The organism is Streptomyces sp. B8-7 (assembly GCF_058833805.1).
The window spans coordinates 393,221-417,798 of sequence record NZ_JBYRRL010000005.1 but is presented as its reverse complement, the minus strand read 5'-3'; the positions used below and the strand labels follow the sequence as shown (position 1 = coordinate 417,798).

Sequence of the window (24,578 nt, the reverse complement as noted above, 5' to 3'; positions counted from 1 at the left end):
CCAAACATTACGTCAAGGAAGCGCACAGAAGCAAATCCCCTCTCCCGGCCCCCGTCACCGGCCGCGTGGCCCGCCGTCCGGCCGCCGGATCGCCCGGCTCTCCGCACCTCCGGCCGCGGGCCCCGGCACCCTCGGCCCGGGGCGGCACGGGCGGTCCCGGCGGCAGCCCGCGACGCCGAACGGCACCCCTCGCCCCGGGGAGGGGTGCCGTTCGGCTCAGGCGGACAGTTCCTCCCGCAGTGCGTCGCGCAGGCGTGCCGCCCGCTCTGCGACCTCCGCCGGCCCCAGGCCGGCGGCGCGGTCCGCCCATCCCTGCCCCTCCGCGAGCTCCCCCCGGCGCGCGTACACCAGGGCCAGCCGGAGCGCCGCCCGCCCGTGCCCGGCGTTCGCCGCCCGGGTCCACCACACCGCGGCCTCGGGCTCGCTGCCCTCACGGGCCAGCAGCAGCCCGAGGTTGAACGCGCCGTTGCGCGAACCGGCCTCCGCGGCCTGCCGGTACCACCGCGCCGCCTCCACGACGTCCCCGCGCGCGGCGGCGAGCATGCCGACCCGCACCTGCGCGCGGCGGTGCCCCAGGCTGGCGGCCCGCTCGTACCACTCCTCGCACTCGGTGCGCTCCCGCACCGGCTCGCCCAGCTCGTGCGCGGACACCGGCGGCCGCCGCGCGTCCAGCAGTTGGGCCAGCCGGTAGGCGCCCTCCGGGCTGCCCCCGCCGGCCGCGCACCGCAGATGCCGCTCGGCCTCCTGCTCCTCGCCGTCGCGCAGCCGGGCGATGCCGACCTGGAGCGCCGCCTCGGTGTGCCCGGCGGCCGCGGCCCGCTCGTACCAGCGCAGCGCAGCGGCGGCCTCGCCCCGCCCGGCGTGCAGGATGCCGAGGTTGAAGGCGGCGTCCACGCTGCCGGCCTCGGCGGCCTTGGAGAACCACGGCTCCGCCCCGGTGGGGTCGCTGCCCTGGAGCAACAGCACGGCCAGCGCGTTGGCCGCCTCGCGGTGCCCGGCGTAGGCGGCCCGCCGGTACCACTGCTCGGCCTGCGCCAGCCGCTTCTGCCCGGCGCAGAGCAGTCCCAGGTTGTACGCCCCGTTGACGTCGCCCGCGTCCATCGCGGCGCGGTACCAGCGCTCGGCGGTCTGCGTCTCCCCGCGCTCGGCGTGCAACGCGCCGAGCGCGTTCGCGGCGTTGCCGTCGCCGTCCTGCGCGGCGCGCAGCCACCACACGGCGGCGCTCTCGGTGTCCCCGGCGTCGCGCAGCAGGAAGCCGAGCGCGCAGGCGGCGCGCGGCTCACCGTCCTTGGCGGACGTCAGGTACCAGCGCCCGGCCTCCTTCAGTTCACCGCGCCGCTCCAGGATCGCGCCCAGCCGGAGCGCGGCCCTGCGGTGCCCGCGGGCGGCGGCCTGCCGGTACCACTGCTCGGCCTCCTCCGCGGCACCCGTCGTGACACCGTTGTCAGGGCCGGTCCCGTCCTCGGGCGCGGCCCCGCGGTCGAGCGCCTTGGCCAGCCGGTAGGCCGCCTCCCGGTGCCCGCGCTGCGCGGCGGCCCGCATCCACCGCTCGGCGCCGTCGTCGCCGCGGTGCTCCAGCAGGTCGGCCAGCGCGTACGCGCCCAGGGTGTGGCCCTGTTCGGCGGCCTGGCGCAGCCAGTACTCGGCGGCGGGCTCGTCGCCGCGCTCACGGTGGTGGCGGCCCAGGGCGTGTGCCGCGGGCGCGGACCCGGCGACGGCGGCGACCCGCCACCAGCCGGCGGCCTCGTCCGGGTAGCCGCGCTGATGCAGCAGCACGCCCAGGTTGTTCGCGGCCGCCCGGTCGCCGGCGGCGGTGGCCGCACGCAGGTGGGTCTCGGCTCCGTCGAGGTCGCCGCGGCGCAGCAGCATCGCCCCCAGGACGCTCATCGCCTCGATGTCCCCGTCCGCGGCGGCGGTCCGGTGCCGCGCCTCCTCCGCCGCCTCGCCCGTCTCGTCCCGTTCGGGGCTGGTTTCGCCACCGTCGGGTGGCTGCACAAATCGCCCTGTCTCCAACAGAGTTGCCTTGTCCCCCATAACGTCCATCGTCGCACCACCTGCAACCTGGGTACACCCGGTATACCGCAGCCCGTGAGGTCACTTCAGCGTTTTGTCGACATGCCCACAGAGAGACAAGTCAAACACACCTTCCCCAACTCCCCACGGCGGCGCGACGATCCGCCGCTCCCGGATACAAGTGCTCGCACACGGTGCTCGCACACCACGAAGGCCCGGATCCTCTGGAGGATCCGGGCCTTCGTCGGTCGTACGGCATGCCGTCGACTTCAGTAGCGGGGACAGGATTTGAACCTGCGACCTCTGGGTTATGAGCCCAGCGAGCTACCGAGCTGCTCCACCCCGCGCCGTTGTGTGCACAACCGTATCACGGCGCGGAGCGGGCTCCTGCTGCCCGGTGCCGGTCAGCCGCTCGGGCTGCTGCTCGGACTGCTGCTCGGACTGCCGCTGGGGCTGCTGCTCGGACTGCCGCTGGGGCTGGAGCTGCCGGCTGCGCCACCGCTGCCGCCGCCGGCCGCACCGGTCCCGGACTGCGCCTCCTCGGCCCGCTTCAGGGCCGACTCGAGGTCCTTCTGCGCCTTTCCGTACGCCTCCCAGTCACCCTTCTTCAGGGCTTCCTGGCCCTGCTCGAAGGCCTTCTGGGCGTCGTCCAGCGCCTGCTGCACCGTGGGGTTCTCCGACACCGGCGGCTTGGCGGTGCCGCCGCCGTCGTCGCCCTCGTCCGGGGCCTGGGGCTTCGCCCCCTCCGCTCCGAAGACCTTGTTGAGGGCTTCGTCGAGGGTGTCCTCGAACGCGGTCTGCCCGTCATAGGTGACCAGCACCTTGCGCAGCAGCGGGTACTTCAGTCCGCCGCCCCGGACGTAGACGGGTTCGACGTAGAGCAGCCCGCCGTCCAGCGGCACCGTCAGGAGGTTGCCGTACTCGACCTCGGAGTCGCCGCCGCGCAGCAGCCTGATCGTCTCGGCGATGTCCTGTTCGGAGTTGAACTGGCTCTGCACCTGCTTCGGTCCGCTGACGGTCGTGCTCGTCGGCAGTTTCAGGATTCTGATCCTGCCGTAGCCGTCGGTGCCCGCCTCGGCGTCGACCGCCATGAACGCGCTGAGGTTGTCACGCCCGTTGGGGGTGAACGTCGTCGTCAGCGAGAACGCCTGCTCGGCCTGGTCCGGCATCCTCATGCTGAGGTAGTACGGCGGAACCGCGTTGCCCGACTTGTTGGTCGGGTCGTCGGGCACCTGCCACACCTCGCTGCCGCTGAGGAAGGTGTCGGCGTCGTCGACGTGGTACCGGGCCAGCAGTTCACGCTGGACCTTGAACAGGTCCTGCGGGTACCGCAGATGCGCCATCAGGTCCGAGGAGATCGCCGTCTTCGGCTCGACCGTGTCGGGGAACGCCTTCATCCAGGTCTTCAGGACCGGGTCCCGGGTGTCCCACTGGTAGAGCTTGACGTCGCCGGTGTACGCGTCGACGGTGGCCTTCACCGAGTTGCGGATGTAGTTGACCTGGTTCTGCTGGGCCACCACCGCGCGCGAGTCGTTCGTCGCGGTCAGCGAGTCGGCCGTGGTGTCGCCGAGGGTCGTCCGCGAGGCGTACGGGTAGCCGTTGGTGGTGGTGTAGGCGTCCACGATCCACTGGATCCTGCCGTCCACGACCGCCGGATAGGCGTCGCCGTCGATGGTCAGCCACGGCGCGACCGCCTCGACGCGGTCCTTGGGCGTGCGGTTGTACAGGATGCGTGAGCCGTCGCCGATGGCCCCGGAGTACAGGATCTGCGGCTCGCTGAACGCCGCCGCGTAGGCCGCCCGGTTCAGCGGGCTGGACAGGTCGACCCCGCCTTCGCCCTCGTAGCTGTAGGTCTTCTCACCGCTGTCGTCGGAGTAGTCGATCTCCTTCTGGGGACCGCCGACGATCGAGTACGTCGAGGTCTTCTCGCCGTAGTAGATGCGCTGCTCGTACGTGGGCAGGTCGCCCTTGGACGGCAGGTTGGACTCGGTGAAGACGGGGCGGCCCTCGGAGTCGGCCGTGGTGCCCTTGGCGGCGACCACACCGTAACCGTGGGTGTAGCGGAAGTGGTTGTTGATCCAGTTCTGCTTGTCCACACCGCCGAGGTTCAGCTCGCGCAGACCGATGACCGTGTCCTGGTCGGTGCCCTTGCTGTTGTAGCGGTCCACGTCCAGATTGGTCGGGAACGCGTAGTACTTCCGCATCTGCTGGAGCTGCTGGAACGTCGGGGAGACGATGTTCGGGTCCAGGATGCGGATGCTCGCCGTGGCGTCGGCGTCGTCGCGCAGCTTGGCCTTGTCGGAGGTGGAGGCCTTGCCCGAGTAGTCGGTGACCTGGGCGTCGTCGATGCCGTACGCCTCACGCGTGGCCGCGAGGTTCTTCTCGACGTACGGCGCCTCCTTGGCCTGCTCGTTGGGCTGGACCTGGAACTTCTGGACGATGGCCGGGTACAGACCGCCGATGAGGATCGCGGAGAGCACCATCAGGCCGAAGCCGATGACCGGCAGCTGCCAGGTGCGCCGCCAGAGGGTGGCGAAGAACAGCAGGGCGCAGATCACGGCGATGCAGAACAGGATCGTCTTCGCCGGCAGGTAGGCGTTGGCGTCGACGTACCTGAGGCCCGTCCAGTTGTCCGTGGCCTTGAAGTCGCTGGACTTCACCGCCAGGCCGTACCGGTCCAGCCAGTACGCGACCGCCTTCAGCGCCACGAAGACGCCCAGCAGCACCGACAGATGGCCGGTGGCCGCGGCCGTGGCGCGCGCGCCGGGGCTGGTGACACGCAGCCCGCCGTACAGGTAGTGGGTCAGCGTGGCCGCGATCAGCGACAGGATCGTCGCCGCGAAGCCGAAGCCCAGCAGGAAGCGGTACCAGGGCAGGTCGAACGCGTAGAACGCCACGTCGAGATGGAACTGCGGGTCCTTCTGGCCGAAGGGCACGCCGTTGACCCACATCAGCCAGGTCCGCCACTGGCCGGAGGCGGACGCGCCGGCGATCAGGCCGACCAGGGCCGTGATCGCGAGCAGCAGCCACTTCTTGTAGGGCGCGATGCCCATCCGGTAGCGGTCGAGACTCTGCTGCTCCAGGGACATGGCGCTCAGCGGCGGGCGCAGCCGGTGGGCCAGCCAGATGTTGAAGCCGACCGCGAGGGCCATGAGCAGGCCGAAGACGAAGAACAGCCCGACCTTGGTGAGCAGCGTGGTGGTGAAGACGGACGAGTAGTCGACCGACCGGTACCACAGCCAGTCCGTCCAGAAGCCCGCGAACATGGTGAACGCCATGGCGAGTACGGCAAGGACGCCCAGTGTCATGAGCAGGGTCCGGGCACGCCGGGACGGGCGGCCCACTCTGATCCGCGGCCCCGTCGGGCCTCCGCCGCGGTCCGGCATCTGGAAAGCCAAGGTGCGCCCCTCGAAATCGCTGTCTGTCGGTCAGCCCCCCGGGCCGGGTGGCCGTCGTACGGGCCCCGTGATCGTAGGCCCACACCTATGCAACTTACTCACGCTTTACTCGGTTCCCGATTCAGGTCACGAACCAGGCAGGATTGTGACCATGTCCAACACCCCCATGGCAGCGAGCCCGCTCACCCGGGCCGTACTCGAGATCGACGAGTACGTCTCCGGCCTCGGCTGGGACCGGCCCGCGCGCCTTTTCGCCCTCGTAGACACCGCTCGGCTCCGGGCCCAGGAGCCCGCACTGGCGGCACAGCTCGGCCTGGAGGACGAGCCGGAGACCAGTGGTCTGACCCCGATCGAACAGGATGAGGTCCCCGCGGACAAGGCACTCGACGAGTTCCTCGGCACCATCGCGTGGCCGGACGCGGTGGCCGGCTGCGCGCTCGCCGTGGAGCGGCTGATGCTGCCGCCCTCGGCGGAGGCTCAGGTTCCGGACGGCCTGGGGGAGGCTCGGCTGGCCGCCTGGGTGGCCGAGCACCCCGAGCGGCAGGAGGTCCGCATCACGGTCGCGGTGCTGCGCGACGGATCACGCGAGTCGGCACTGCGGCTGCGGGAGAAGGACACCCCGACCGAGGTGCTGACCGGCCCCGGCCTGGTGCCGGGGCTGGCGGAGGCACTGGCCGCGACCTTCGAGGCCTGACGGACCGGCCCACCCCGCCCGCGCCCGGCGCCGGCGCCCTCGGCCGGGCCTGCGGGCCGGGGGCGCGGGGAGCGGTGCCGCGGTCACGGCCCGGGCGGCTCCGCGGGTGCCGGGGCCGTCTCCCGGGTCAGCCCTTGGTGGTGCACCGGGGAAGGGCGTCGGTGTTCCCGGAGCGGATGTCGTCGAGCGCGCCGAGCGCGTCCCCGATGTCGCCGACCCTGACCAGGGTCAGACCGTCGGGGGTGTCCCTGGCCGCGGACGCGCAGTTCTCGGCGGGCGTCAGGAAGTACTCGGCGCCCTTGTCGCGGGCACCGACCGTCTTCAACTCGATGCCGCCGATCGGGCCGACCTCGCCGGCATCGTCGATGGTGCCGGTGCCCGCCACGAACGCGCCGCCGGTCAGACTGCCCGGGGTGAGCTTGTCGTAGATGCCGAGCGCGAACATCAGCCCGGCGCTCGGGCCGCCCACGTCGGCGAGCTTGATGTCGATGGTGAACGGGAACGTGTGGTCGGTGCCCGCGGAGATGCCGACGACGGCGCGCTTGCCGTCTCCGTCGTCGGCGGCCGCGGTGGTGATCGTGACGTCCTCGGTGGCGGTGGGAGCCCGCCGCTCCTTCTCCGCGGCGGCCTGCTCCGCGGCGGGCACGATCGTGAAGACGACGTCCTCGCCCGGCGCGTGCCGCGTCACCAGGCCGGCGACGTCGGACGGCCGCTTCACCGCCGTGCCGTCGACCGCCTTGATCACGTCACCGGCGTGCAGCACGCCCTCGGCGGGCGAGTCCTTCACCACCGTGGAGACCACCACCCAGGACTGCACGGGGATGCCCAGCTCCTTCAGGGCGGCGACCTTCGCGCTCTCCTGGGACTGGCTGAACTCCTCCGCGTTCTCCTGGGTCGACTCCTCCTCGGTCTTGCCGTCCGGGTAGAGCGTGTCGTGCGGCACGATCTTGTTGTCGTGGGCGAGCCAGCCGTAGACCGCCTCGACGAGGTTCATCCGGTAGTCGGCGCCGGTGACCCGGACGGTGGTCATGTTGAGGTGGCCGTTGGCCGGGTAGGTCTTGCGGCCGGAGATCTGCAGCACCGGCTCGCCGTCGTGCTCACCGAGGGTGTTCACCGTGGGACCCGGGGACATCTCCGAGTACGGCGTCCTGACGAGCACCCCCACGCACAGGAGCACGATCAGCATCAAGGTGGTGGCGAGCATCGTCGCGGTGCGGCGTGGCATGGGTCGACAGTACGTGACATGCCTGTCGGAGCACCGTCAGGGCCGGGCTCAGCCTCCGGTGCGGGACTTCTCCATGGCCGCACGGAAGCGGGCGTACCCGTCCAGCTCCGGGCCGTCGCTGCGGGTCCGGCGGGTCCGGTTGGCCCAGCTGCCCCACAGACCGGCACCGATCGCAGCCCCGAACGGAATCAGCAACCAGGCGAGCGCCGCCATGCCGACCTCCCAACCCCACACGAGCGTCCGCGACAGACTGATCAGCAGATTAACCCTCCGCACGGACAACGCTCGGGGCCGGGGTGGGGTTACGCAACCGGAGGGGCGGCGGACGGGTGCGGGTGCCCGCGCGACCGCGGTGGCGGAGGTGGCGGGAGCGGCGGGAGCGGGCTCAGCAGGCCCCGACCCATTCCTCGGTGCCGTCGGAGAACCTCTGGTGCTTCCAGATCGGCACCTCGTGCTTGAGGTCGTCGATCAGCTTCCGGCACGCCTCGAACGCCTCACCGCGGTGCGGGCACGACACGCCGACGACGACCGCGAGGTCCCCGACCCTCAGGTCCCCCACCCGGTGCACGGCGGCCAGCGCCCGCACCGGGAACCGGGCGGCGACCTGCTCCGCGATCCGCCGCATCTCCGCCTCCGCGGACGGATGGCAGGAGTAGCCGAGCGCGTCGACGTCGACGCCCCCGTCGTGGTCGCGCACGGTCCCCACGAACAGGGCCGTCCCGCCGGCGGCGTCGTCACCCACCGCCGCGAACACCTCGTCCACCGACAGCGGGCTCTCCCGGATGCCGATCAGCTTGATCGGGTCCTGTGCGGCCTGCTCGCCGGGGTGATCGCTCCTGGGTGCCATGCGCCCATCGTGCCGCACGGAGGCGACACGGCGGAATAGCGTCATCGCCCGGCAGGGGCGCGTGCGCCCTTGGAGGTACCTACGGGAGCGGGGCGCAGCGCCCGGCCCGCCGGTGCCCGCCGGGCCGCAAGGCGCCTCAGATCCGCCGGCGCGCCTTGCGGGCCCGCCGTACGACGGCCGCCGCACCGAGCAGGGCCACCGTCGCGCCCGCGGCGCCGGCGGCGGTGGCGTCCTTGCGGCCGAGCCGCCGCCCCGCCACCGTGTGCCGCCCGGAGACCTCCTCCAGGAGTTCCGCGAGCACCTCCTCGTTGGTCCACCGCGGCCGCCACCCGGCGTCGTGCAGCCGGCTGCCGCTCACCACCCAGGGGTACATCGTGTAGGCCAGGTCCCCGGCCGGCGAGGGCGTCAGCCCGATCCGGTGCAGCCGGGCCGCCGCGCCCAGCGCGACCGCCGACGGCAGCTCCATCCGGCGGATCCCGCTGAGCTCCTCGACCTCCTCCTGCTCCAGCCACCCGTCACAGCCGACGACGAGTTCCCCGTCGGCCTTCTCCAGTACCGCGTACTCCAGGGCACTGCACAGGTCCTCGACATGGCAGAACTGCCAGGCGGGCCGCGACCCGGCCACGACCAGCAGCCGAGGCGATTCGAAGTACCTGGTCAGGGCGGTGTCGGTGCCGCCGACGAGGATCGCGGGGCGGACCACGGTGACATTCAGCCCGGGGTGCGCGCGAGGAGCCCGGCGGGCCAGCCGCTCGATCTCCAGCAGGTCGCCCACGCCCGTGGCCTCCGCCGTGGCCCGCAGCTCGGCGTCCTCGGACAGCGGCAGCTCGTTGTCGGGCAGCGCTCCGTAGACCATGGAGGACGTGCACAGCACGACCCGGTGCACGCCCGCCGCGGCGGCCGCGGTGAGCACGGTCTGGGTACCGCGCACGTTGTACGCCGTCCGGGCGGCGGGATCGGTCTCCAGGTCGAGATCGAGCGCGAGGTGCACCACCGCGTCGGCGCCCCGCAGCTTCTCGGCGATCGCGGGATCGCGTACGTCCAGGATGTGCCACTGCGCGTCCGCGCACGGTCCGCGCCGTTCGTCGATGGCGACGACCTGCCTGATCTCGTCCGACGCGGCGAGCCGCTCGGTGAGCAGCGCGCCCACGCCGGACGCGGCGCCGGTGACCGCGACGACGGGGGCGCGGGCGGCGGGAGGGGTTGAGGGGTTTCGCGCTGCGCGAACCTGCGGGTCTGGGGAACTCACCGGGTGTCTCCAGCGGTTGTCTTCAATACGAGCGCGAGTGACGCGTACGTACCAGGTGGCATCCATCCTGCCGCAGGCCTTCTGTCGGCGAAGCACCGAGGCCCCAACGGCTCGCGGTGTCTACGCTGGGTGGTGTTGTCGGGCAGTCGTGCCGTCGGGAAAGAACCGGCGGCCCTAGCAGCCGAGGATTCCCGTGAGTGACACCCCATTCGGATTCGGCCTTCCGCCGGAGGAGCCGGACGACGGCGACGAGGGCAAGAAGAAGGACCAGGAGAGCGGTGGTGGGCAGGGACCGGCCAACCCGTTCGGTTTCCGGCTGCCCGGAGCCGGGGGCATGGGCGGCGCGGACAATCCGCTCGCGGCCATGTTCGGTTCCCTGAACCCCACCGACCTGGGAGCCGCGTTCCAGCAGCTGGGCCAGATGCTCTCCTTCGAGGGCGGCCCGGTGAACTGGGACATGGCCAAGCAGATCGCGCGCCAGACGGTCGCCCAGGGGACCGCGGACGGCGTGAAGGACTCCAGTGTCGGCCCGGCCGAGCGGACCGCGGTCGAGGAGGCCGTCCGGCTGGCCGACCTGTGGCTGGACGACTCCACCTCGCTGCCCTCCGGCGCGGGCACCGCCGTGGCGTGGAGCCGGGCCGAGTGGGTGGAGGCCACCCTGCCCGCCTGGAAGGAACTCGTCGACCCGGTCGCCGAGCGGGTCGGCGGCGCCATGGGCGACATCCTGCCGGAGGAGATGCAGGCCATGGCCGGCCCGCTGATCGGCATGATGCGCTCGATGGGCGGCGCCATGTTCGGCACGCAGATCGGACAGGCCGTGGGGGTGCTGGCGGGCGAGGTCGTCGGCTCCACCGACGTCGGCCTGCCGCTGGGCCCGGCCGGAAAGGCCGCCCTGCTGCCGGTGAACATCGAGACGTTCGGCAGGGACCTCGGCGTGCCCAAGGAGGAGGTGCGGCTGTACCTCGCCCTGCGTGAGGCCGCCCACCAGCGTCTCTTCGCGCATGTGCCGTGGCTGCGGTCGCACCTGTTCGGCGCCGTCGAGGGGTACGCCCGCGGCATCAAGGTCGACACGGCCAAGCTGGAGGACGTCGTCGGGCAGTTCGACCCGCAGAACCCGGAAGAACTCCAGCAGGCCCTCCAGCAAGGCATGTTCCAGCCGGAGGACACCCCGGAGCAGAAGGCGGCCCTGGCCCGCCTGGAGACGGCCCTGGCGCTCGTCGAGGGCTGGGTGGACGCGGTGGTCCACACGGCGGCCAAGCCGCGCCTGTCGTCCGCGGACGCGCTGCGCGAGACCCTGCGCCGTCGTCGCGCCTCCGGCGGACCGGCCGAGCAGACCTTCGCCACGCTGATCGGCCTGGAACTGCGGCCGCGCCGGCTGCGCGACGCCTCCCGCCTGTGGGCGTCCCTCACGGACGCGCGCGGGGTGGACGGCCGCGACGCGCTGTGGTCGCATCCGGACATGCTGCCCACCGCCTCCGACCTGGACGACCCGGACGGCTTCGTGCACCGCGAGCACCTGGACTTCTCCGAGCTGGACAAGATGCTCGGCGAGGCCGCGGACCGTCCGGACCGGCCCGACCTGCGCAAGAAGGACGCCGACGGCAGGGACGACGGCTCGGGCGACGGCAAGGGCACGGCCGGGCACGACGGCGGCAAGGGCGACGGCAAGGGCACGGACCGGCACGACGACGGCAAGGGCGACGACGCGGAGTGAGCCTGTACGACGACGCACTGCGCGTCCTCAAGGACCACGGGGACCAGCCCTCGCTGCGTCAGGCCTACCTGGACCACCTCGCGGCGCACCCGGACGGCATGCAGAAGTCCTGCGGGGCCGGGCACCTCACGGCGAGCGCGCTGGTCATCGACCCCGTCGGTGAGCGGGTGCTGCTGACCCTGCACCGGAAGCTGGGCAGATGGCTGCAGATGGGCGGGCACTGCGAGCCGCAGGACGCCACCGTCGCGGACGCCGCCCTGCGCGAGGCGACCGAGGAGTCGGGCGTCACGGGCCTGGTCCTGCTGCCCGGCGGCCCGGTGCGGCTGGACCGGCACGCCATCCCGCCGCCCTGCCACTGGCACTACGACGTCCAGTACGCCGCGCTCTCGCCCGCGTCAGCGGCCGAGAGGATCAGCGACGAGTCCCTCGACCTGCGCTGGTTCGGCTACGCCGAGGTGGCGGACGTCGCCGACGCCTCGGTGGTCCGCCTGCTGGAGGCGACCCGGGCACGGCTCTGACGGGCCGGGCCGGGCCCGGCCTCGACGGGACGGGTGCGGCGGTGACCGGGCTGCCCCGCGTGCGGCCCCGCCCGGACGCCGGGCACCGTCGGACGGTGCCGGCGAGAGGCGGCCGCCGGACGGCGGACGGCCGCCCCTGACGCGTGCGACCGGAGGCGGGCGCCGTCAGCCCCGCCCGGGACCGGCGCCGTCAGCTCCAGACGTTGCCCTGGTTCTGGCCTCGGACCCCCTGCTGACCGAAGCCGTACTGCGCCGCCAGGCCTCCGCCGATCTGCGCGTTCTGCGGCGGAAGCAGCTCGCTGGGCTGGACCAGGGCGTAGCCGGTGCCCATGAAGCTGAGCTCCCAGCCCTCGCCGGTGCTGCCCCGCCGCCGCCACACCCCCGAGGAGTGCGTCTGGGCCTGCATCTGCACCCGCAGCGCGGTGGACCAGGCGACGATCGCGTCGGCGTCGCAGTTGACGTAGCGGTCCGGCGTGACCTGCATCAGCAGCGGCATGCCGGAGGTCATCAGGGCGACCTTGCCCCGGCCGGTGATGTTGAGCTGGTACTTCCCGGAGCCGGAGATGCCGTAGAGGCTGTCGACGGCGATCACCTCGTGGTGCAGGGAGGAGTCCATCGCCAGCACGTAGCTGCTGTCGACGGTCAGCCCCTCCGGGTCCACGTCCATGAGGTGGACGTGCTGCTTGAGGTTGGCGAGATAGACCGTGCCCTGCCCGTGGCAGCGCATCAGGTCCAGGCCCTCACCGGTGTACGCACGCGTGCGTGCCTGGCCGCCGCTCCGGTACTCCGCGTCGAACTCCACCAGGCCCTGGTAGGCGACCATGGTGCCCTTACGGGCGAGAAGGTCGTCGTGTCCGTCCAGGGTGACCCGGAGCATGTGCTTGTTCTGCAGCGCCCAGCGTTCCTGGGTCTGCCGGTCGTTGTGGGCGAAAAGCGGACTCTGCATGGTGTGGTGCTCCCCCTCAGCCCCGGAACCGGAGGCGGTCGGTGCTGTCCTCGCTGGGCTGGACGACGACGATGCCCTGACCGGAGAAGGCCATCTGGTAGGCCTCGCCGCTGCCCCGGCCGATCAGTGACTGGGCCTTGAAGCTGCGCTTGCCCTTCACCTTCAGGTTCGGGGACCAGGCGACGAGCGCGTCCGGGTCGACGTAGGTCTCGTCCTCCCCGCCGCCGCAGTCGACGACGATCGGCTTGCCCTGCGAGGTGAGCGCCACCCAGCCCTGTCCGGAGATCCTGGTGTTCCACAGGCCCTGGCCGGCGAACTTCGCCAGCCCCTTGACGCGCTCCACGCCCCAGGACAGGTGCGCGTCGAAGGCCAGCAGGTTGGTGGCGTTGACGGAGATCCCGTCGCCGTTGAGGTTGATCACGACGACGTCGGCTCCGTAGTCGGCCAGGTAGAGCAGGCCGTCGCCGGAGCACTTCATCAGCGGCGCGCCCTCGCCGGTGACCCAGTCGCGGGCGATCTGGCGTACGGCGGGCGGATTGGGCTCGTACTGCACGAACCCCTCGTAGGCGACCATCGAGCCCACGCGCGCGAGGAGGTCGTTCCCGGTCTGCAGGGCGACCTTCAGCATGTGGTCGCCGTGGTTCTCCATCCGGGCGGTCACCGGGGCGGGGGCGAAGCCCGCGAGCGGCTGGTTCATCTCGGGCCTCTCCCTCAGATCTCGTACGGCTGGACGACGACGAAGGTGCCGGGAGCGCCCCGGAACTGCAGGTTGACGCTCTCGCCGGTGTCGCCGGGGTAGGCGTTGCGGCGCATGCGGACCTGGCTGGAGACGACCACCTGGGACGCCGCCGACCAGGCGACCACGGCGTTGCAGTCGGCGAAGGTGGTCGGGGTGACGGGCAGGACCACGGGCGTGCCGTGCGTCTTGACGACGATGGTGCCGGTGCCGGTGAACTGCATGGTGAACAGCGCCCCGCCGGGGATGCCGTGCCCTTCGATCCGGCGGACCTCGTACTGCAGGCCCTCGTCGAAGGCGAGCACGTTCTCCGCGGAGACGCAGATGCCGTCGCCCTGGAGCTCGATGGGGTGCAGCATGGCGGCGTTCTCGGCGAGGAACACCTGGCCCTGGCCGGTGCACCGCATCAGCTGCATCTCCTGGCCGGTGGCGTTGCCGGTGATGCGGCCGGTGAAGCCCGCACCCTTGTAGCTGAAGTCGACCTTGCCCTGGTAGAGGACCATGCTGCCCTGGCGGGCCAGCACGGGCTGGCCGCCGATGCCGAGGTCGACCCGGACCAGCTTCTTGTTCTGCTGCGTCCAGCGCTGCCCGGTGGGCGTCTCCCGGAACTTCTGGAGTGCCGCCGCCACCCCGGGTGCGGTCGGCGACGCGCCCTGCGGCGCCCCGTGGGGAGCCTGCCCGTGGGCGGGCGGCTGCCGGCCGGGGGGCGGGGCCTGCAGGCCGTAGCCCGGCGGCGGGGGCGGGCTCTGGCCGGGGACCTGCTGACCGCCGTAGGGCTGCGGCGGCTGCCCGTACGGCGTCGGGGGCGGGGGCGGGACGGTGCCGCCCTGCGGGGCCAGGGGGGCCAGGGGGGCGATGACGGTGGGCGCGTTGTGCAGCTGCGGGGCGGGCGCCGGCGGGGGCGTCGCTCCGGGCGGGGGCGTCGGGGCGTACCCCTGCCCTGCGTGCTGCGGCGCGGGGGCGGGTGCGGGGGCCGCCGGGGCGCCGAACGCGGGCGGCGCGGCGGGCTGCGGGGCCGGCACCGCGGGTGCGGGCCCGGCCGGGGCACCGAACGCGGGCGGCGCGGCGGAGGCCGGCGGCGCGAAGCCCGGTGCGGCCTGCGGGGCCGGTGAGGCGGCCGGTGCGGGCTCCTCCTCTTCCAGGACCTCGCCGCCGAAGTTCCGCAGCAGCGCGTCGAGTCCGCCGTCGAAGCCCTGTCCGACGGCCGCGAAGCGCCACACGTCCTTGAGGTAGAAGTCGCCCAGCATCACGGCCCGCTCGGTGGTGAACTCGCCGCCGTCGAAGGAGTAGCGGGCCACCTCCTCGCCGCCCGCGACGATCCGGAGATAGCCGGGCGCGATCTGCGCCATCTGCCCGGCACCGTCGATCGTCGCGGTGAAGGACAGTTTCCGGATGTGCGCCGGGACACGGTCGAGGGTGACCCGGAACGACTCGGTGTCGCCCGCCTGGGCGCCGAGGAGCTGGATGGACTCCTCGGGTGACTTCGGCTGGTTGAAGAAGACGAAGTACCGGTCGTCGGAGAGCCGTTCCTCGGAGTCGAGACCGAAGCAGCTGATGTCGAAGGTCAGTCCCGGGCCGGAGATCTGTACGCCTACGTACAGATCCGTGCCCGCGGTGAGGTCACTGATCCTGGCCTTGTGGCCGCGCTGGAATTCCCTGGCCATGCGTGACGACCGTCCCCCATCCCGAGTGTGAGTGCGTCGCGCCAGGCTAGCGCCAAATCCGGACACCGGCCGAGGTCGGTACAGACCCGGTACACAAGCGGCGCGGGCACGCGGCCGGCGCGGTGCCCCCGCGCGCACCGGGAGGAGCGCCGCGTGCAGGGGGCGCGGCCTCGTGCAGGGGGCGGCCTCGTGCAGGGGGCGGGCTCGTCCGCCTCACTCGTCCCGGTTGCCCGGCAGGTGCGGCAGCCGGCCGGCGGCGGCCACTCCCTCCAGATAGCCGCGGGCCCTCTCCGTGCGCGGATACGCCTCCAGCAGGCGCCAGAAGCGGGGACCGTGGCCGGGCACGAGCAGATGGGCCAGCTCGTGCAGCAGGACGTAGTCGACGACGTACTCCGGCATGCCCTGCAGCCGGTGCGAGAGGCGGATGCTGCCCTCGGCCGGGGTGCAGGAGCCCCACCGGGTGTTCTGGTTGGTGACCCAGCGCACCGAGCTGGGCCGGGCGCGGCCCTCGAAGTACTGCCCCGACAGCCGCTCGGCACGCTCGGCGAGCTCGGCGTCGCCGAGCACCCGGCGGCTCTCCTGGGCGGCGAGTTTGTCGAGCATGACGTCCACCCAGCGTCGCTCCTCCGCCTCGGACATCCGGGCGGGGATGAGCACGACGGTGCGATCGCCCTCGCGGTACGCGGAGACCGTCCGTCGTCGGCGGCTGCTCCTGCGGACCTCGATCGCGCTCGTCCCCGAGCCGCCGGGCGGCTGGCTCGTCGTGCTGCGCTGTGGTGTTCCGGCGCTGTGCAGGGGGTCGGCGGGCACGCCCCGACGTTACCCGCTGCACACGGGGGAAGTCCCGGCTCCGGACCGTTTCCCCGGTGATCGGGTCCCGCCCGCGTGACACATCCGCCGGATTCGTACGACGAGATGACCGTACGGCAACTCTCTGTCACCTGTGGACAACGTCGTCGGCGTCCTCGGCGGGTCCGGCATGGTGGCGTACACCGGCGGAGCGGGGACGGCCCCACGCCTCCGCTCCGCCGGCTCCGCTCGACGACTCTGGGCTACGGGGGCCTGTCATGCATCCGATGGTGAAGCCGGCGCTGCGGCGCGGCTGGCGTGATCTCAACACCGTGCAGTTCGGCATGACGCCGGCGCACGCGATGACCCTGCGGCCGGTGGACACCGCGTCGGGGAGCTTTCTGGACCTGCTCGACGGCACGCGCGGACTCCCGCTGCTGCGGGTGGAGGGCCGCCGCATGGATCTGCCGGAGGGCGGGGTGGACGCCCTGGTCGGGTACCTGGCGCGGGCCGGGCTGCTCGACGACGCCCGGGGCGGTGGCCCGGCCGCGGAGGCGCTGCGGGCCGACGCGACCGTGCTCGGCCGGCTCGGTCCCGATCTGGCCTCGCTGTCACTGACCACGTCCGCGCCCGGTGAGGCGATCGGGATGCTGGCCGCCCGCCGCTCGCTGCGGGTGCGGGTGCTGGGCGCGGGACGGGTGGGCACGCTGCTGGCCTCGCTGCTGTCCGCCGCCGGCGTCGGCGGGGTCGAGGTCCGCGACGTCGGCCGGGTGGCGCCCGGGGACGTCGGGCCCGGCGGCCTGTCCCCGGACGCCGTCGGTGAGAGCCGGCAGGAGGCCGCCCGGCGTGCGGTGGGCGACGCGGCACCCGAGCGGGCACGCCGGGGGCGGCCGCGGCCGCCGCTGGAGGACTCCGGGGGCGGGCTGTCGCTGGTGGTCCTCGCTCCGCGGGACGACGCCGCCGTGCACGCGCCGCTGCCCGCCGCCGCGGAGTCCCTGATGGCCTCGGGCACCCCCCATCTGTACGCGGGGGTGGCGGAGGGGAGCGCAGTGGTCGGTCCGCTGGTGCTGCCGGGCGGCTCCGGCTGCGCGGGGTGTCTGCACCAGGCGCGCACCGACCACGACCCGGCCTGGCCCCGCCTGGTCGCGCAGTGGCACTCGGGGCGGGCCCGCCGGACGCCCGCGGCCTGCGACGTGACCCTGGCCGCGACGGTGGCCGGGCTGGCCGCCGCGCACGCGCTGGCCTTCCTCGACGGCCGGACCCCGTCGAGCACGGGAGCGCGCTGGGTGGCGGCGCTGCCCTCGCTGCGCTGGCAGGCCCGGCCCGTGCGGGGGCATCCGGACTGCCCCTGCGGCGCCGCGGCGTACGAGGGCTGTGGGACCGCAGAGGGCGCAGACCCGCGGGGCGAGAACGTCGGGGAGGACAACGGCGGGGAGGACGGCGGGGGCGAAGGGGTCCCGGAGCGGGGCGGCGCAGGGGACGGTGGACGGGGCAGTGCAGGGGGCGGTGGACGGGGCAGTGCAGGGGGCGGTGGGCGGGGCGGTGCAGGGGGCGGTGGGCGGGGCGGTGCAGGGGGCGGTGGGCGGGGCGGCGGTGACGGCACTGGCGGTGAAGGTAATGAGGAACACACCTCGGAGTCCGGGGTCCGGCACGAGACAATGGCGGTGCGACGGTCGTCGGTGCAGTCGGGCCGCACGCCGGGCGCGGCACGGCCGGTCGTCACTTGGAGGGCGCATGTCTGATCTTCCCCGGAAGGCGGTCACCCGGACCGCCAAGCTCGCCGCGCTTCCGCTCGGCTTCGCCGGCCGGGCGACCTGGGGGCTGGGCAAGCGGATCGTGGGCGAGTCCGCGGAGATCGTCGGCCGCGAGCTTCAGCAGCGCACGGCGGAGCAGCTGTTCAAGGTGCTCGGCGAGCTGAAGGGCGGCGCGATGAAGTTCGGGCAGGCGCTGTCCGTCTTCGAGTCGGCATTGCCGGAGGAGGTGGCGGGCCCGTACCGGGCCGCGCTGACCAGGCTCCAGGAGGCCGCTCCCCCGATGCCGACGCGCACCGTGCACGCCGTGCTGGCGGAGCGGCTGGGCGACGGCTGGCGGGCGCTGTTCGAGGAGTTCGAGGACAAGCCCGCCGCGGCCGCCTCGATCGGCCAGGTGCACCGCGCGGTGTGGCACGACGGCCGCGAGGTGGCGGTGAAGGTGCAGTACCCGGGTGCCGGCGAGGCCCTGCTGTCCGATCTGGCCCAGCTGAGCAGATTCGCGCGGCTGCTGGGGCCGCTCATCCCCGGGATGGACGTCAAGCCGCTGATCGCGGAGCTGCGCGACCGGGTGACGGAGGAGCTCGACTACTCCCTGGAGGCGCAGGCGCAGCAGGCCCACGCCGGCGAGTTCGCGGACGACCCGGACGTGGTGGTGCCCGCGGTGGTGCACCAGTGCGAGCAGGTCCTGGTCACGGAGTGGATGGAGGGGGTGCCGCTGTCGGAGGTCATCGCCGACGGCACGCAGGCCCAGCGGGACCGGGCCGGCCAGCTGCTGGCCCGCTTCCTGTTCTCCGGCCCCGCCCGCACCGGGCTGCTGCACGCCGACCCGCACCCCGGCAACTTCCGGCTGCTGCCCGGCGGGCCCGGGGGCCAGGACGACTGGCGGCTGGGCGTGCTCGACTTCGGCACCGTGGACCGTCTGCCGGGCGGGCTGCCCGCCCCGATCGGGCACTCGCTGCGGATGACGCTGGACGGGCAGGCCGAGGCGGTCTACGAGCTGCTGTGCACGGAGGGCTTCGTCAAGGAGTCGATAGACCTCGACCCCGGAGCCGTCCTGGACTATCTGCTGCCGATCATCGAGCCGGCCCGGGTGGACGCTTTCACCTTCACCCGCGGCTGGATGCGCGGCCAGGCCGCGCGGGTGGCCGACCCGCGCTCGCCCGCCCACCAGCTGGGCAGACAGCTGAATCTTCCGCCGGCGTATCTGCTGATACACCGGGTGACGCTGAGCACCATCGGCGTGCTCTGCCAGCTCGGCTCGACGGTGCGGCTGCGGGAGGAACTGCTGGACTGGCTGCCGGGGTTCGTCGCGGACGCCGCGGAGGGTTCCGGGGAGGATGCCGCGCAGGACGGCTTCGCGGAGGACGGTGAGCAGGAGGAGGGGCCTGCGGCCGCCGAGGCGTGAGGAGCGGCCGGCGCTACCACCAGGCCGAGTCCAGCCGTCCCTCGATCGCGCGGAGGTTCTCCCGCGAGCACCGGTCGCAGAAGTAGCAGCGGACGCCGTTCTCCACGGAGCAGGTCCAGGTCGGTTGCGGGCCCCGCGCCGGGGTGCCGCAGCGGGCGCACACAAGGGTCTGGGGGGCCGCGGCGGTGCCGCCGTCGTCCCCGCCCGAGGGAAGACTCGTCACCTGGTGACGATATCTCCGGATTGGTCCGAACGCAGGGCACAACGCACCGCGGGGGCCGGTCCGTTCACAACGGACCGGCCCCCGCGGGGGAGCCTTGCCTCTCCCGCACGGGGAGTCCACCGCTTCAGGTGGTCGGGGCTGCTACTGCATGACGGCGATCGCCAGCGCGCGGCGGGCACGCAGCGAGGCGCGCTCGGCGCGGCGCTGCATACGGCGGGCCGCCGCCACGCTCAGGGCGCGTCGCTCCTGCTGGGCGTCGCGCAGGCGGTCGTGCATATGCGCACGTGCCAGGGCTTCTGGGATGAGTTGCATCTCTCGGGTCCTGTTCTGGCGCGAGCCGGTCGCGCCGGTGGTGGTGAGGTCTTCGAACGCAAAGCGGGTGGGCTCGCTGGTGGACGGCTTCATCGGGGCCTGCTTCTTGGGGTCGTGCGTGAGGGGGCGGTCGATCGTTCCTGCGGTCTTCATGCCGTGACCGGGTTCTTGCGCGGGCGGCCGCGCGGCCGCTTCCGGGCCACCACCACGCCCTGGACGAACAGCTCGCCACCCCAGACGCCCCAGGGCTCGCGCCGCTCCTTGGCACCGGCGAGGCAGGCCTCGACCAGCGGGCAGGTGCGGCACAGGGACTTGGCGTACTCGACGTCCGCCGGCGACTCGGCGAAGAACACTTCCGGGTCGTAGGAACGGCAGGGGACGGGTACGCCGAGGTTCTCGATGGCGTCGTCGAGCGCGGTGAGCGGGGTGAGCGGGGTCAAGGCGGGGTCCTCCGTGGGGCCGGGCGGGGGAATCGTCTGGGAAGGCGGTACGGACGGGGCGTGCGCTTCGAGTTGCACGGGGTCGTCTTCCTCGTCTGGTCGTTCCGGCCCTGTGGGGCCGGTGGCGGTTGGTACCGGGTTCTGCTCTGGTCCCGGGGCCCCTTCGTTCCGCTGTCCCCGTTCGGGGCAAACAGAAGGGCCGCGGATCCCGGATGGGGTTCCGCGGCCCTGAAGGCGCCGGCCTGATCGGAGATCAGGCTGGATCACTCCAGGGTTCTGGCCCACGGAAGGCCCACATCAGGTGGTGCTGCGTCGTCTGCGGCCGGCGTCCGGCACCGGTCGCCGCAAAGGCATAGGCCTGCGCCTGTGCCACTACTGCTGCTTCCAGTGCCTTGGTCGGTCGCTCGCTGCGCTCAGTGCGCTCGCGGGCGGGCAGGCCCGCGAGGGACAGGGCGGAGGCCGGACGGTCGGCACGGATGCCGGACAGACCGGTGCCCTGGTTCGAGACGCCGAGCATGCACAGGGAGGCGGTGACCGAGCGATCGGTCATTTTGACGGTGCTGATGGTGCTGGTCTTGATGCTGATCACTGGACTCGCCTCCTCTCGGCGTCTCGGGGGACCGGCGTGAACCAGTCCGACGGATGTGCAAGTACATCATGGAAGCGGGGCCTGGAGAAGGCCGCCGTTCCCACGTGCAAGAACCTATGGGGATGGCCGGGGCATGCGCAAACTATTTTTTCGACGAGTTCGGATCACTCGTCGCCCGGGTCCGCGGCGACGTCCTGACCGGCGCAGATGGCCAGCACGTCGGCTCCGTAGCGGTCCAGCTTGCGGGTGAGGACGCCGGGGATACGGGCGAGTTCGAGCGGGCCGGACGGCGCGGCCTCGGCGATCGCCATCAGGGTCTTGTCGGTGAAGACACAGAACGCCGGCTGCCCGCTGCGGCTCGCCTGCGTCTCGCGCCAGGTGTGCAGCCGCTCGTACAGCGCCTCGTCCATGTCCGAGGGGCAGTCCTCGCACCGCATCAGCTTCATCTCCCCGGCCTCGGTGAGGGTGCGCCGGCACACCCGGCAGCGGGCCGGGGTCCGCGGCCGGCGTCCCGGGAGGGCCTCGGCGCGACCGGCGGGACCCCGCTCGACACCGCCCGCGGCGGTAGCGGTGCGGCCTGCGACGGTGGCGGTGCCGGGGCGCAGGCCGTCCAGGAACCGGCTGGGTCTGCGGGTCGGCCGCGGACCGGGCGAGCGGGCCAGCGCCCAGGACACCTGCAGGAGCTCACGGGCCCGGGTGACTCCGACGTAGAGCAGCCGCCGCTCCTCCTCGATCTGCTCGTCGGTGCGGGCGTACGCGATCGGCATCATGCCCTCGGTGACGCCGACCAGGAACACCGCGTCCCATTCGAGGCCCTTGGCCGAATGCAGGGAGGCGAGGGTGACGCCCTGCACGGTCGGGGCGTGCTGGGCGTCGGCCCGTTGGTCGAGCTCGGTGACGAGGTCGGCGAGAGTGGCGCCGGGCCGGGCCGCGGCGAAGTCCCGGGCGAGGTGGACGAGCGCGGCGAGGGACTCCCAGCGTTCGCGGACCGCGCCGGATCCGGCGGGCGGCACCGCTGTCCAGCCGTGGCCCGAGAGCACCGCGCGGACCTGGGAGGGCAGATCCACGACGTCGTCGAGCAGGGAGTCGTTGCCGCCGAAGCGGGCCGCGCCGCGCAGCTCGACGACCGCCTTGCGCACCTCGGGCCGGTCGAAGAACCTCTCGGCGCCGCGCAGCCGGTAGGGCACGCCCGCGTCGGCGAGGGCCTGTTCGTAGCTCTCGGACTGGGAGTTGGTGCGGAACAGCACGGCGATCTCGCCCGCCGGGACGCCGGAGTCGAGGAGTTCGCGGATGCGGCGGGCGGTCCCCTCGGCCTCGGCGGGCTCGTCGGTGTACTCGGTGAACGCCGGGTCGGGGCCCGGACCGCGCTGGGAGACGAGTTCCAGCCGATGATCGGCGGCACGGCCGCGGGCCTGGGCGAGCACCCGGTTGGCCAGCCGGACGACCTGCGGGGTGGAGCGGTAGTCGCGGACGAGCCTGACGACGGTGGCGCCGGGGTGACGGACGCGGAAGTCGAGCAGGTGGTCCGGGGTTGCTCCGGTGAACGAGTAGATCGTCTGGCTGGCGTCCCCGACCACGCAGAGGCTGTCCCGCTCCCCCAGCCACAGCTCCAGCAGGCGCTGCTGGAGGGGGCTGACGTCCTGGTACTCGTCGACGACGAAGTGCTGGTACTGGGCACGCACCTGGTCGGCGACGTCACGGCGGTCCTGGAGGACGGCCACCGTGAGCAGCAGCACGTCCTCGAAGTCGATCACTCCGCGGTCCCGCTTGACGTGCTCGTAGGCGGTGTAGACCTGGGCGATCTCGGCGGGGCCGCGCGGCACCTCCCGGCCGTGCTTCGCGGCTGCGAGCGGATAGTCGGCGGGCGTGGTCTGGGTGACCTTGGCCCATTCGAGCTCGGCGGTGACGTCGCGCAGCTCGCCCCGGTCCAGGCGGATACCGCATCCGGCGGCCGCGTCGGCGACCAGCTGAGCCTTGCGGTCGATGATCCGGGGCAGGGAGCCACCGATGGCTTTCGGCCAGAAGTACTGGAGCTGACGGAGGGCGGCGGAGTGGAAGGTGCGGGCCTGGACACCGGTCGCACCGAGCTGCCGCAGCCGCCCGCGCATCTCGCCCGCTGCACGGTTGGTGAAGGTCACGGCGAGGACGCTGGAGGGCTGGAGGATGCCCGCCCGTACCCCGTAGGCGATCCGGTGGGTGATCGCGCGGGTCTTGCCGGTGCCGGCCCCGGCCAGCACGCACACCGGACCGTGCAGGGAGGTCGCCACCTCGCGCTGCTCCGGGTCGAGCCCTTCGAGCACCGCGTCCGGCGAGTCCGGTACGGGCGGGAAGAGAGAGGAGTGCGTTGCTGCTGTCACACGGACATGCTGCCAGGTCGCCGGAGACGGGCGAGCCGGTTGTCCACAGGGCCGCTCATACCGTCGTACCGGTCGGGACGGTCGGCCGTACCGGTGCGACGGGTGTCACGCCGGCGGACGCACCCCCGGCGGGAATGGCGGCCACCTCGCGTATGTTGCCCCTTCGGACGACCTGACCCCGAGCGACCAAGGGAGCGCGCGAGACATGCAGGGCACTGTGACGATGTACAGCACGACGTGGTGCGGTTACTGCCAGCGGCTGAAGAAGCAGCTCGACCGCGAGGGCATCGTGTACAACGAGATCAACATCGAGCAGGACCCGGAGTCCGCGGCGTTCGTGGAGCGGGCCAACGGCGGGAACCAGACGGTTCCGACGGTCCTCTTCGGCGATGGTTCGACCCTGACGAACCCGTCGCTGGCGCAGGTGAAGCAGAAGATCACCGTCTGATCGGCGCGTGCCCGCCGCCGACGGGCGCGTGACGGGCGGTGACAGGCGCCGACGAGCGGTGACAGGCGGTGACAGGCAAGTGGTGCCCGCCGTGCGACCGGCTCATCACCGTTCAACCGGTCCGTCGCCGTTCGGCGAGTCCGTGACGGGAGGGCGGCCACCCGGGTGGGGTGGCCGCCCTCCGGCGTGCGGGCGGGCCGAGGCCGTGCGGCGGGCGGGGCGCCCGGCCGGGAGCCGGTCAGACGCCGCGGGTCGGCAGCGGCTCGCCGTACCACTGCTCGATGAGGCGGGCCGCGATGGAGATGCCGTAGGGCGGCAGCACCTCCCCGCTGCCGAAGGCGGCGCGCAGTTCGTCGCGGGAGAACCAGCGCGCCTCGTGGATCTCGTCACCGTCGACGTCGATCTCGGTGGCCGTGGCGCGGGCCATGAAGCCCAGCATGAGGCTGGAGGGGAACGGCCAGGGCTGGCTGGCGACGTACTCCACCCGGCCGACGGGCACCCCGGCCTCCTCGAACACCTCGCGGCGCACGGCCTGCTCCACGGACTCCCCGGGCTCGACGAATCCGGCGAGCGTGGAGAAGCGGCCCTCGGGCCAGTGCACCTGGCGGCCCAGCAGGATGCGGTCGTCCATGTCGGTCACGGCCATGATCACGGCCGGGTCGGTGCGCGGGTAGTGCTCGGCGCCGCAGGCCGGGCAGCGGCGGATGTGGCCGGCGGCCGCGATGACGGTGCGCTCGCCGCAGCGGGAGCAGAAGCGGTGGGTACGCTGCCAGTTCTCCAGGCCCACGGCGTGCACCATCAGGCCCGCGTCGCGCGGGGCCAGCAGCAGCCCGGCCTCGCGCAGGCCGGCCGGGCGCGCCGACTGGTCGATCCGGCCGGGGAGGGCGTCCTTCTGCAGGGCGAAGTAGCTCACGCCGTCCCCGTCGGTGCCCAGGAAGTAGCGGTGCGCCTCGGTCAGGGGCGCCTCGAAGGACGGCGTCATGACCAGCTCGGTGCGGCCGTCGGGCGTCTCGTCGATGAGGACCTGGCCGCCGGAGACCACGAAGCAGCGGGTCGTGGGGTGGCTCCACGCCGCCGCGAGCCAGGCCTCGTCGAGCCGGTGGTGGGCGGCGCGGTCGATGCCGCTCGGGGCGGTGAGCGAGATGGGCCGGTCGGCGGTGTGGTCGGTCCAGGTGGTCACGGGTGCTTCCAACTCCCCCGGGTGCAGCGGTTGGGTTCGGCGGCGGATCAGCGGGACGTTCGGCGGGCGGGGACCGGGTG

At 73.0% G+C, this 24,578-nt stretch carries 21 protein-coding genes, 1 tRNA gene and 1 pseudogene; 6 read left to right on the top strand and 17 right to left on the bottom strand.

Features of this window, described 5'->3' with window-relative positions; translation table 11 throughout:
• Positions 1-216: 216 nt before the first annotated feature.
• From AC5K6T_RS26030 to AC5K6T_RS26020, 3 genes are all read right to left on the bottom strand, one after another.
• Positions 217-2,043 carry a tetratricopeptide repeat protein gene (locus AC5K6T_RS26030; RefSeq protein ID WP_493212733.1) on the bottom strand — a complete coding sequence of 609 codons (1,827 nt, stop codon included), beginning with the start codon at positions 2,041-2,043 and terminating at the stop codon, positions 217-219.
• A gap of 243 nt (positions 2,044-2,286) precedes the next feature.
• A tRNA-Met gene (locus AC5K6T_RS26025) sits at positions 2,287-2,360 on the bottom strand.
• A 57-nt stretch (positions 2,361-2,417) separates the two neighbouring features.
• Positions 2,418-5,399 (bottom strand): UPF0182 family membrane protein, encoded by a 2,982-nt coding sequence (locus AC5K6T_RS26020; protein WP_493213472.1) that lies wholly within the window; start codon positions 5,397-5,399, stop codon positions 2,418-2,420.
• A gap of 163 nt (positions 5,400-5,562) precedes the next feature.
• Here AC5K6T_RS26020 and AC5K6T_RS26015 point away from each other — a divergent pair, with 163 nt between their 5' ends.
• Positions 5,563-6,105, top strand: coding sequence for a PPA1309 family protein (locus AC5K6T_RS26015; protein WP_493212732.1), 543 nt, complete (start codon positions 5,563-5,565; stop codon positions 6,103-6,105).
• 127 nt (positions 6,106-6,232) lie between these two features.
• Here AC5K6T_RS26015 and AC5K6T_RS26010 read toward each other — a convergent pair whose 3' ends face one another.
• The 4 genes from AC5K6T_RS26010 to AC5K6T_RS25995 all read right to left on the bottom strand — a co-directional run bounded on the left by AC5K6T_RS26010 (position 6,233) and on the right by AC5K6T_RS25995 (position 9,426).
• Complete coding sequence (locus AC5K6T_RS26010; RefSeq protein ID WP_493212731.1) at positions 6,233-7,330, bottom strand: YlbL family protein; 1,098 nt, start codon at positions 7,328-7,330, stop codon at positions 6,233-6,235.
• A gap of 48 nt (positions 7,331-7,378) precedes the next feature.
• Positions 7,379-7,606 (bottom strand): hypothetical protein, encoded by a 228-nt coding sequence (locus AC5K6T_RS26005; RefSeq protein ID WP_493213512.1) that lies wholly within the window; start codon positions 7,604-7,606, stop codon positions 7,379-7,381.
• A 109-nt stretch (positions 7,607-7,715) separates the two neighbouring features.
• Positions 7,716-8,177, bottom strand: a complete 462-nt coding sequence (locus tag AC5K6T_RS26000; RefSeq protein WP_493212729.1) for a molybdenum cofactor biosynthesis protein MoaE — start codon at positions 8,175-8,177, stop codon at positions 7,716-7,718.
• Positions 8,178-8,313: 136 nt separating this feature from the next.
• Positions 8,314-9,426: an SDR family oxidoreductase gene (locus AC5K6T_RS25995; protein ID WP_493212727.1), complete on the bottom strand. Its 1,113-nt coding sequence runs from the start codon at positions 9,424-9,426 to the stop codon at positions 8,314-8,316.
• A 193-nt stretch (positions 9,427-9,619) separates the two neighbouring features.
• Between AC5K6T_RS25995 and AC5K6T_RS25990 the strand changes: the two genes are divergently transcribed.
• Complete coding sequence (locus AC5K6T_RS25990) at positions 9,620-11,140, top strand: zinc-dependent metalloprotease (RefSeq protein WP_493212725.1); 1,521 nt, start codon at positions 9,620-9,622, stop codon at positions 11,138-11,140.
• Positions 11,137-11,658, top strand: a complete 522-nt coding sequence (locus AC5K6T_RS25985) for an NUDIX hydrolase (RefSeq protein WP_493212723.1) — start codon at positions 11,137-11,139, stop codon at positions 11,656-11,658. The genes AC5K6T_RS25990 and AC5K6T_RS25985 overlap by 4 nt, the downstream gene beginning before the upstream one ends.
• A 190-nt stretch (positions 11,659-11,848) precedes the next feature.
• Here the strand turns inward: AC5K6T_RS25985 and AC5K6T_RS25980 are convergent, their stop codons facing one another.
• The 4 genes from AC5K6T_RS25980 to AC5K6T_RS25965 all read right to left on the bottom strand — a co-directional run bounded on the left by AC5K6T_RS25980 (position 11,849) and on the right by AC5K6T_RS25965 (position 15,814).
• On the bottom strand, positions 11,849-12,604 hold the full coding sequence (locus tag AC5K6T_RS25980) for an AIM24 family protein (RefSeq protein ID WP_493212722.1): 756 nt from the start codon (positions 12,602-12,604) through the stop codon (positions 11,849-11,851).
• A gap of 16 nt (positions 12,605-12,620) precedes the next feature.
• Positions 12,621-13,301 (bottom strand): AIM24 family protein, encoded by a 681-nt coding sequence (locus AC5K6T_RS25975; RefSeq protein WP_493212720.1) that lies wholly within the window; start codon positions 13,299-13,301, stop codon positions 12,621-12,623.
• 14 nt (positions 13,302-13,315) lie between these two features.
• Entirely contained in the window at positions 13,316-15,004 is a 1,689-nt protein-coding gene (locus tag AC5K6T_RS25970) for a TerD family protein (RefSeq protein WP_493212718.1), read from the bottom strand.
• 213 nt (positions 15,005-15,217) lie between these two features.
• A complete protein-coding gene (locus tag AC5K6T_RS25965; RefSeq protein ID WP_493212717.1) occupies positions 15,218-15,814 on the bottom strand; it encodes a M48 metallopeptidase family protein in 597 nt (198 codons plus the stop codon).
• 257 nt (positions 15,815-16,071) lie between these two features.
• On the opposite strand from AC5K6T_RS25965, the pseudogene AC5K6T_RS25960 reads away from it, so the two are divergent.
• Together AC5K6T_RS25960 and AC5K6T_RS25955 are read left to right on the top strand one after the other, a co-directional pair.
• Positions 16,072-17,157, top strand: a pseudogene (locus AC5K6T_RS25960) (TOMM precursor leader peptide-binding protein); the annotation flags it as partial.
• A gap of 370 nt (positions 17,158-17,527) precedes the next feature.
• Complete coding sequence (locus AC5K6T_RS25955) at positions 17,528-18,949, top strand: ABC1 kinase family protein (RefSeq protein WP_493212715.1); 1,422 nt, start codon at positions 17,528-17,530, stop codon at positions 18,947-18,949.
• 13 nt (positions 18,950-18,962) lie between these two features.
• On the opposite strand, the gene AC5K6T_RS25950 is transcribed toward AC5K6T_RS25955, so the two are convergent.
• The 5 genes from AC5K6T_RS25950 to AC5K6T_RS25930 form a co-directional block, all read right to left on the bottom strand.
• A complete protein-coding gene (locus AC5K6T_RS25950) occupies positions 18,963-19,172 on the bottom strand; it encodes a hypothetical protein (protein WP_493212713.1) in 210 nt (69 codons plus the stop codon).
• 141 nt (positions 19,173-19,313) lie between these two features.
• The gene (locus AC5K6T_RS25945) at positions 19,314-19,637 is read right to left on the bottom strand and encodes a putative WhiB-interacting protein (RefSeq protein ID WP_493212711.1); all 324 of its coding nucleotides are present in this window, start codon (positions 19,635-19,637) and stop codon (positions 19,314-19,316) included.
• Positions 19,634-20,002 (bottom strand): WhiB family transcriptional regulator, encoded by a 369-nt coding sequence (locus tag AC5K6T_RS25940; RefSeq protein WP_493212709.1) that lies wholly within the window; start codon positions 20,000-20,002, stop codon positions 19,634-19,636. Before AC5K6T_RS25940 ends, AC5K6T_RS25945 begins: the two co-directional genes overlap by 4 nt.
• 175 nt (positions 20,003-20,177) lie before the next feature.
• Entirely contained in the window at positions 20,178-20,513 is a 336-nt protein-coding gene (locus AC5K6T_RS25935; RefSeq protein WP_493212708.1) for a hypothetical protein, read from the bottom strand.
• A 164-nt stretch (positions 20,514-20,677) separates the two neighbouring features.
• Complete coding sequence (locus AC5K6T_RS25930; RefSeq protein WP_493212707.1) at positions 20,678-22,870, bottom strand: ATP-dependent DNA helicase UvrD2; 2,193 nt, start codon at positions 22,868-22,870, stop codon at positions 20,678-20,680.
• Positions 22,871-23,075: 205 nt separating this feature from the next.
• On the opposite strand from AC5K6T_RS25930, the gene AC5K6T_RS25925 reads away from it, so the two are divergent.
• A complete protein-coding gene (locus AC5K6T_RS25925) occupies positions 23,076-23,318 on the top strand; it encodes a mycoredoxin (protein ID WP_493212705.1) in 243 nt (80 codons plus the stop codon).
• Between the two features lie 238 nt (positions 23,319-23,556).
• On the opposite strand, the gene nudC is transcribed toward AC5K6T_RS25925, so the two are convergent.
• On the bottom strand, positions 23,557-24,498 hold the full coding sequence (gene nudC / locus AC5K6T_RS25920; protein WP_493212704.1) for an NAD(+) diphosphatase: 942 nt from the start codon (positions 24,496-24,498) through the stop codon (positions 23,557-23,559).
• Between the last annotated feature and the right edge of the window lie 80 nt (positions 24,499-24,578).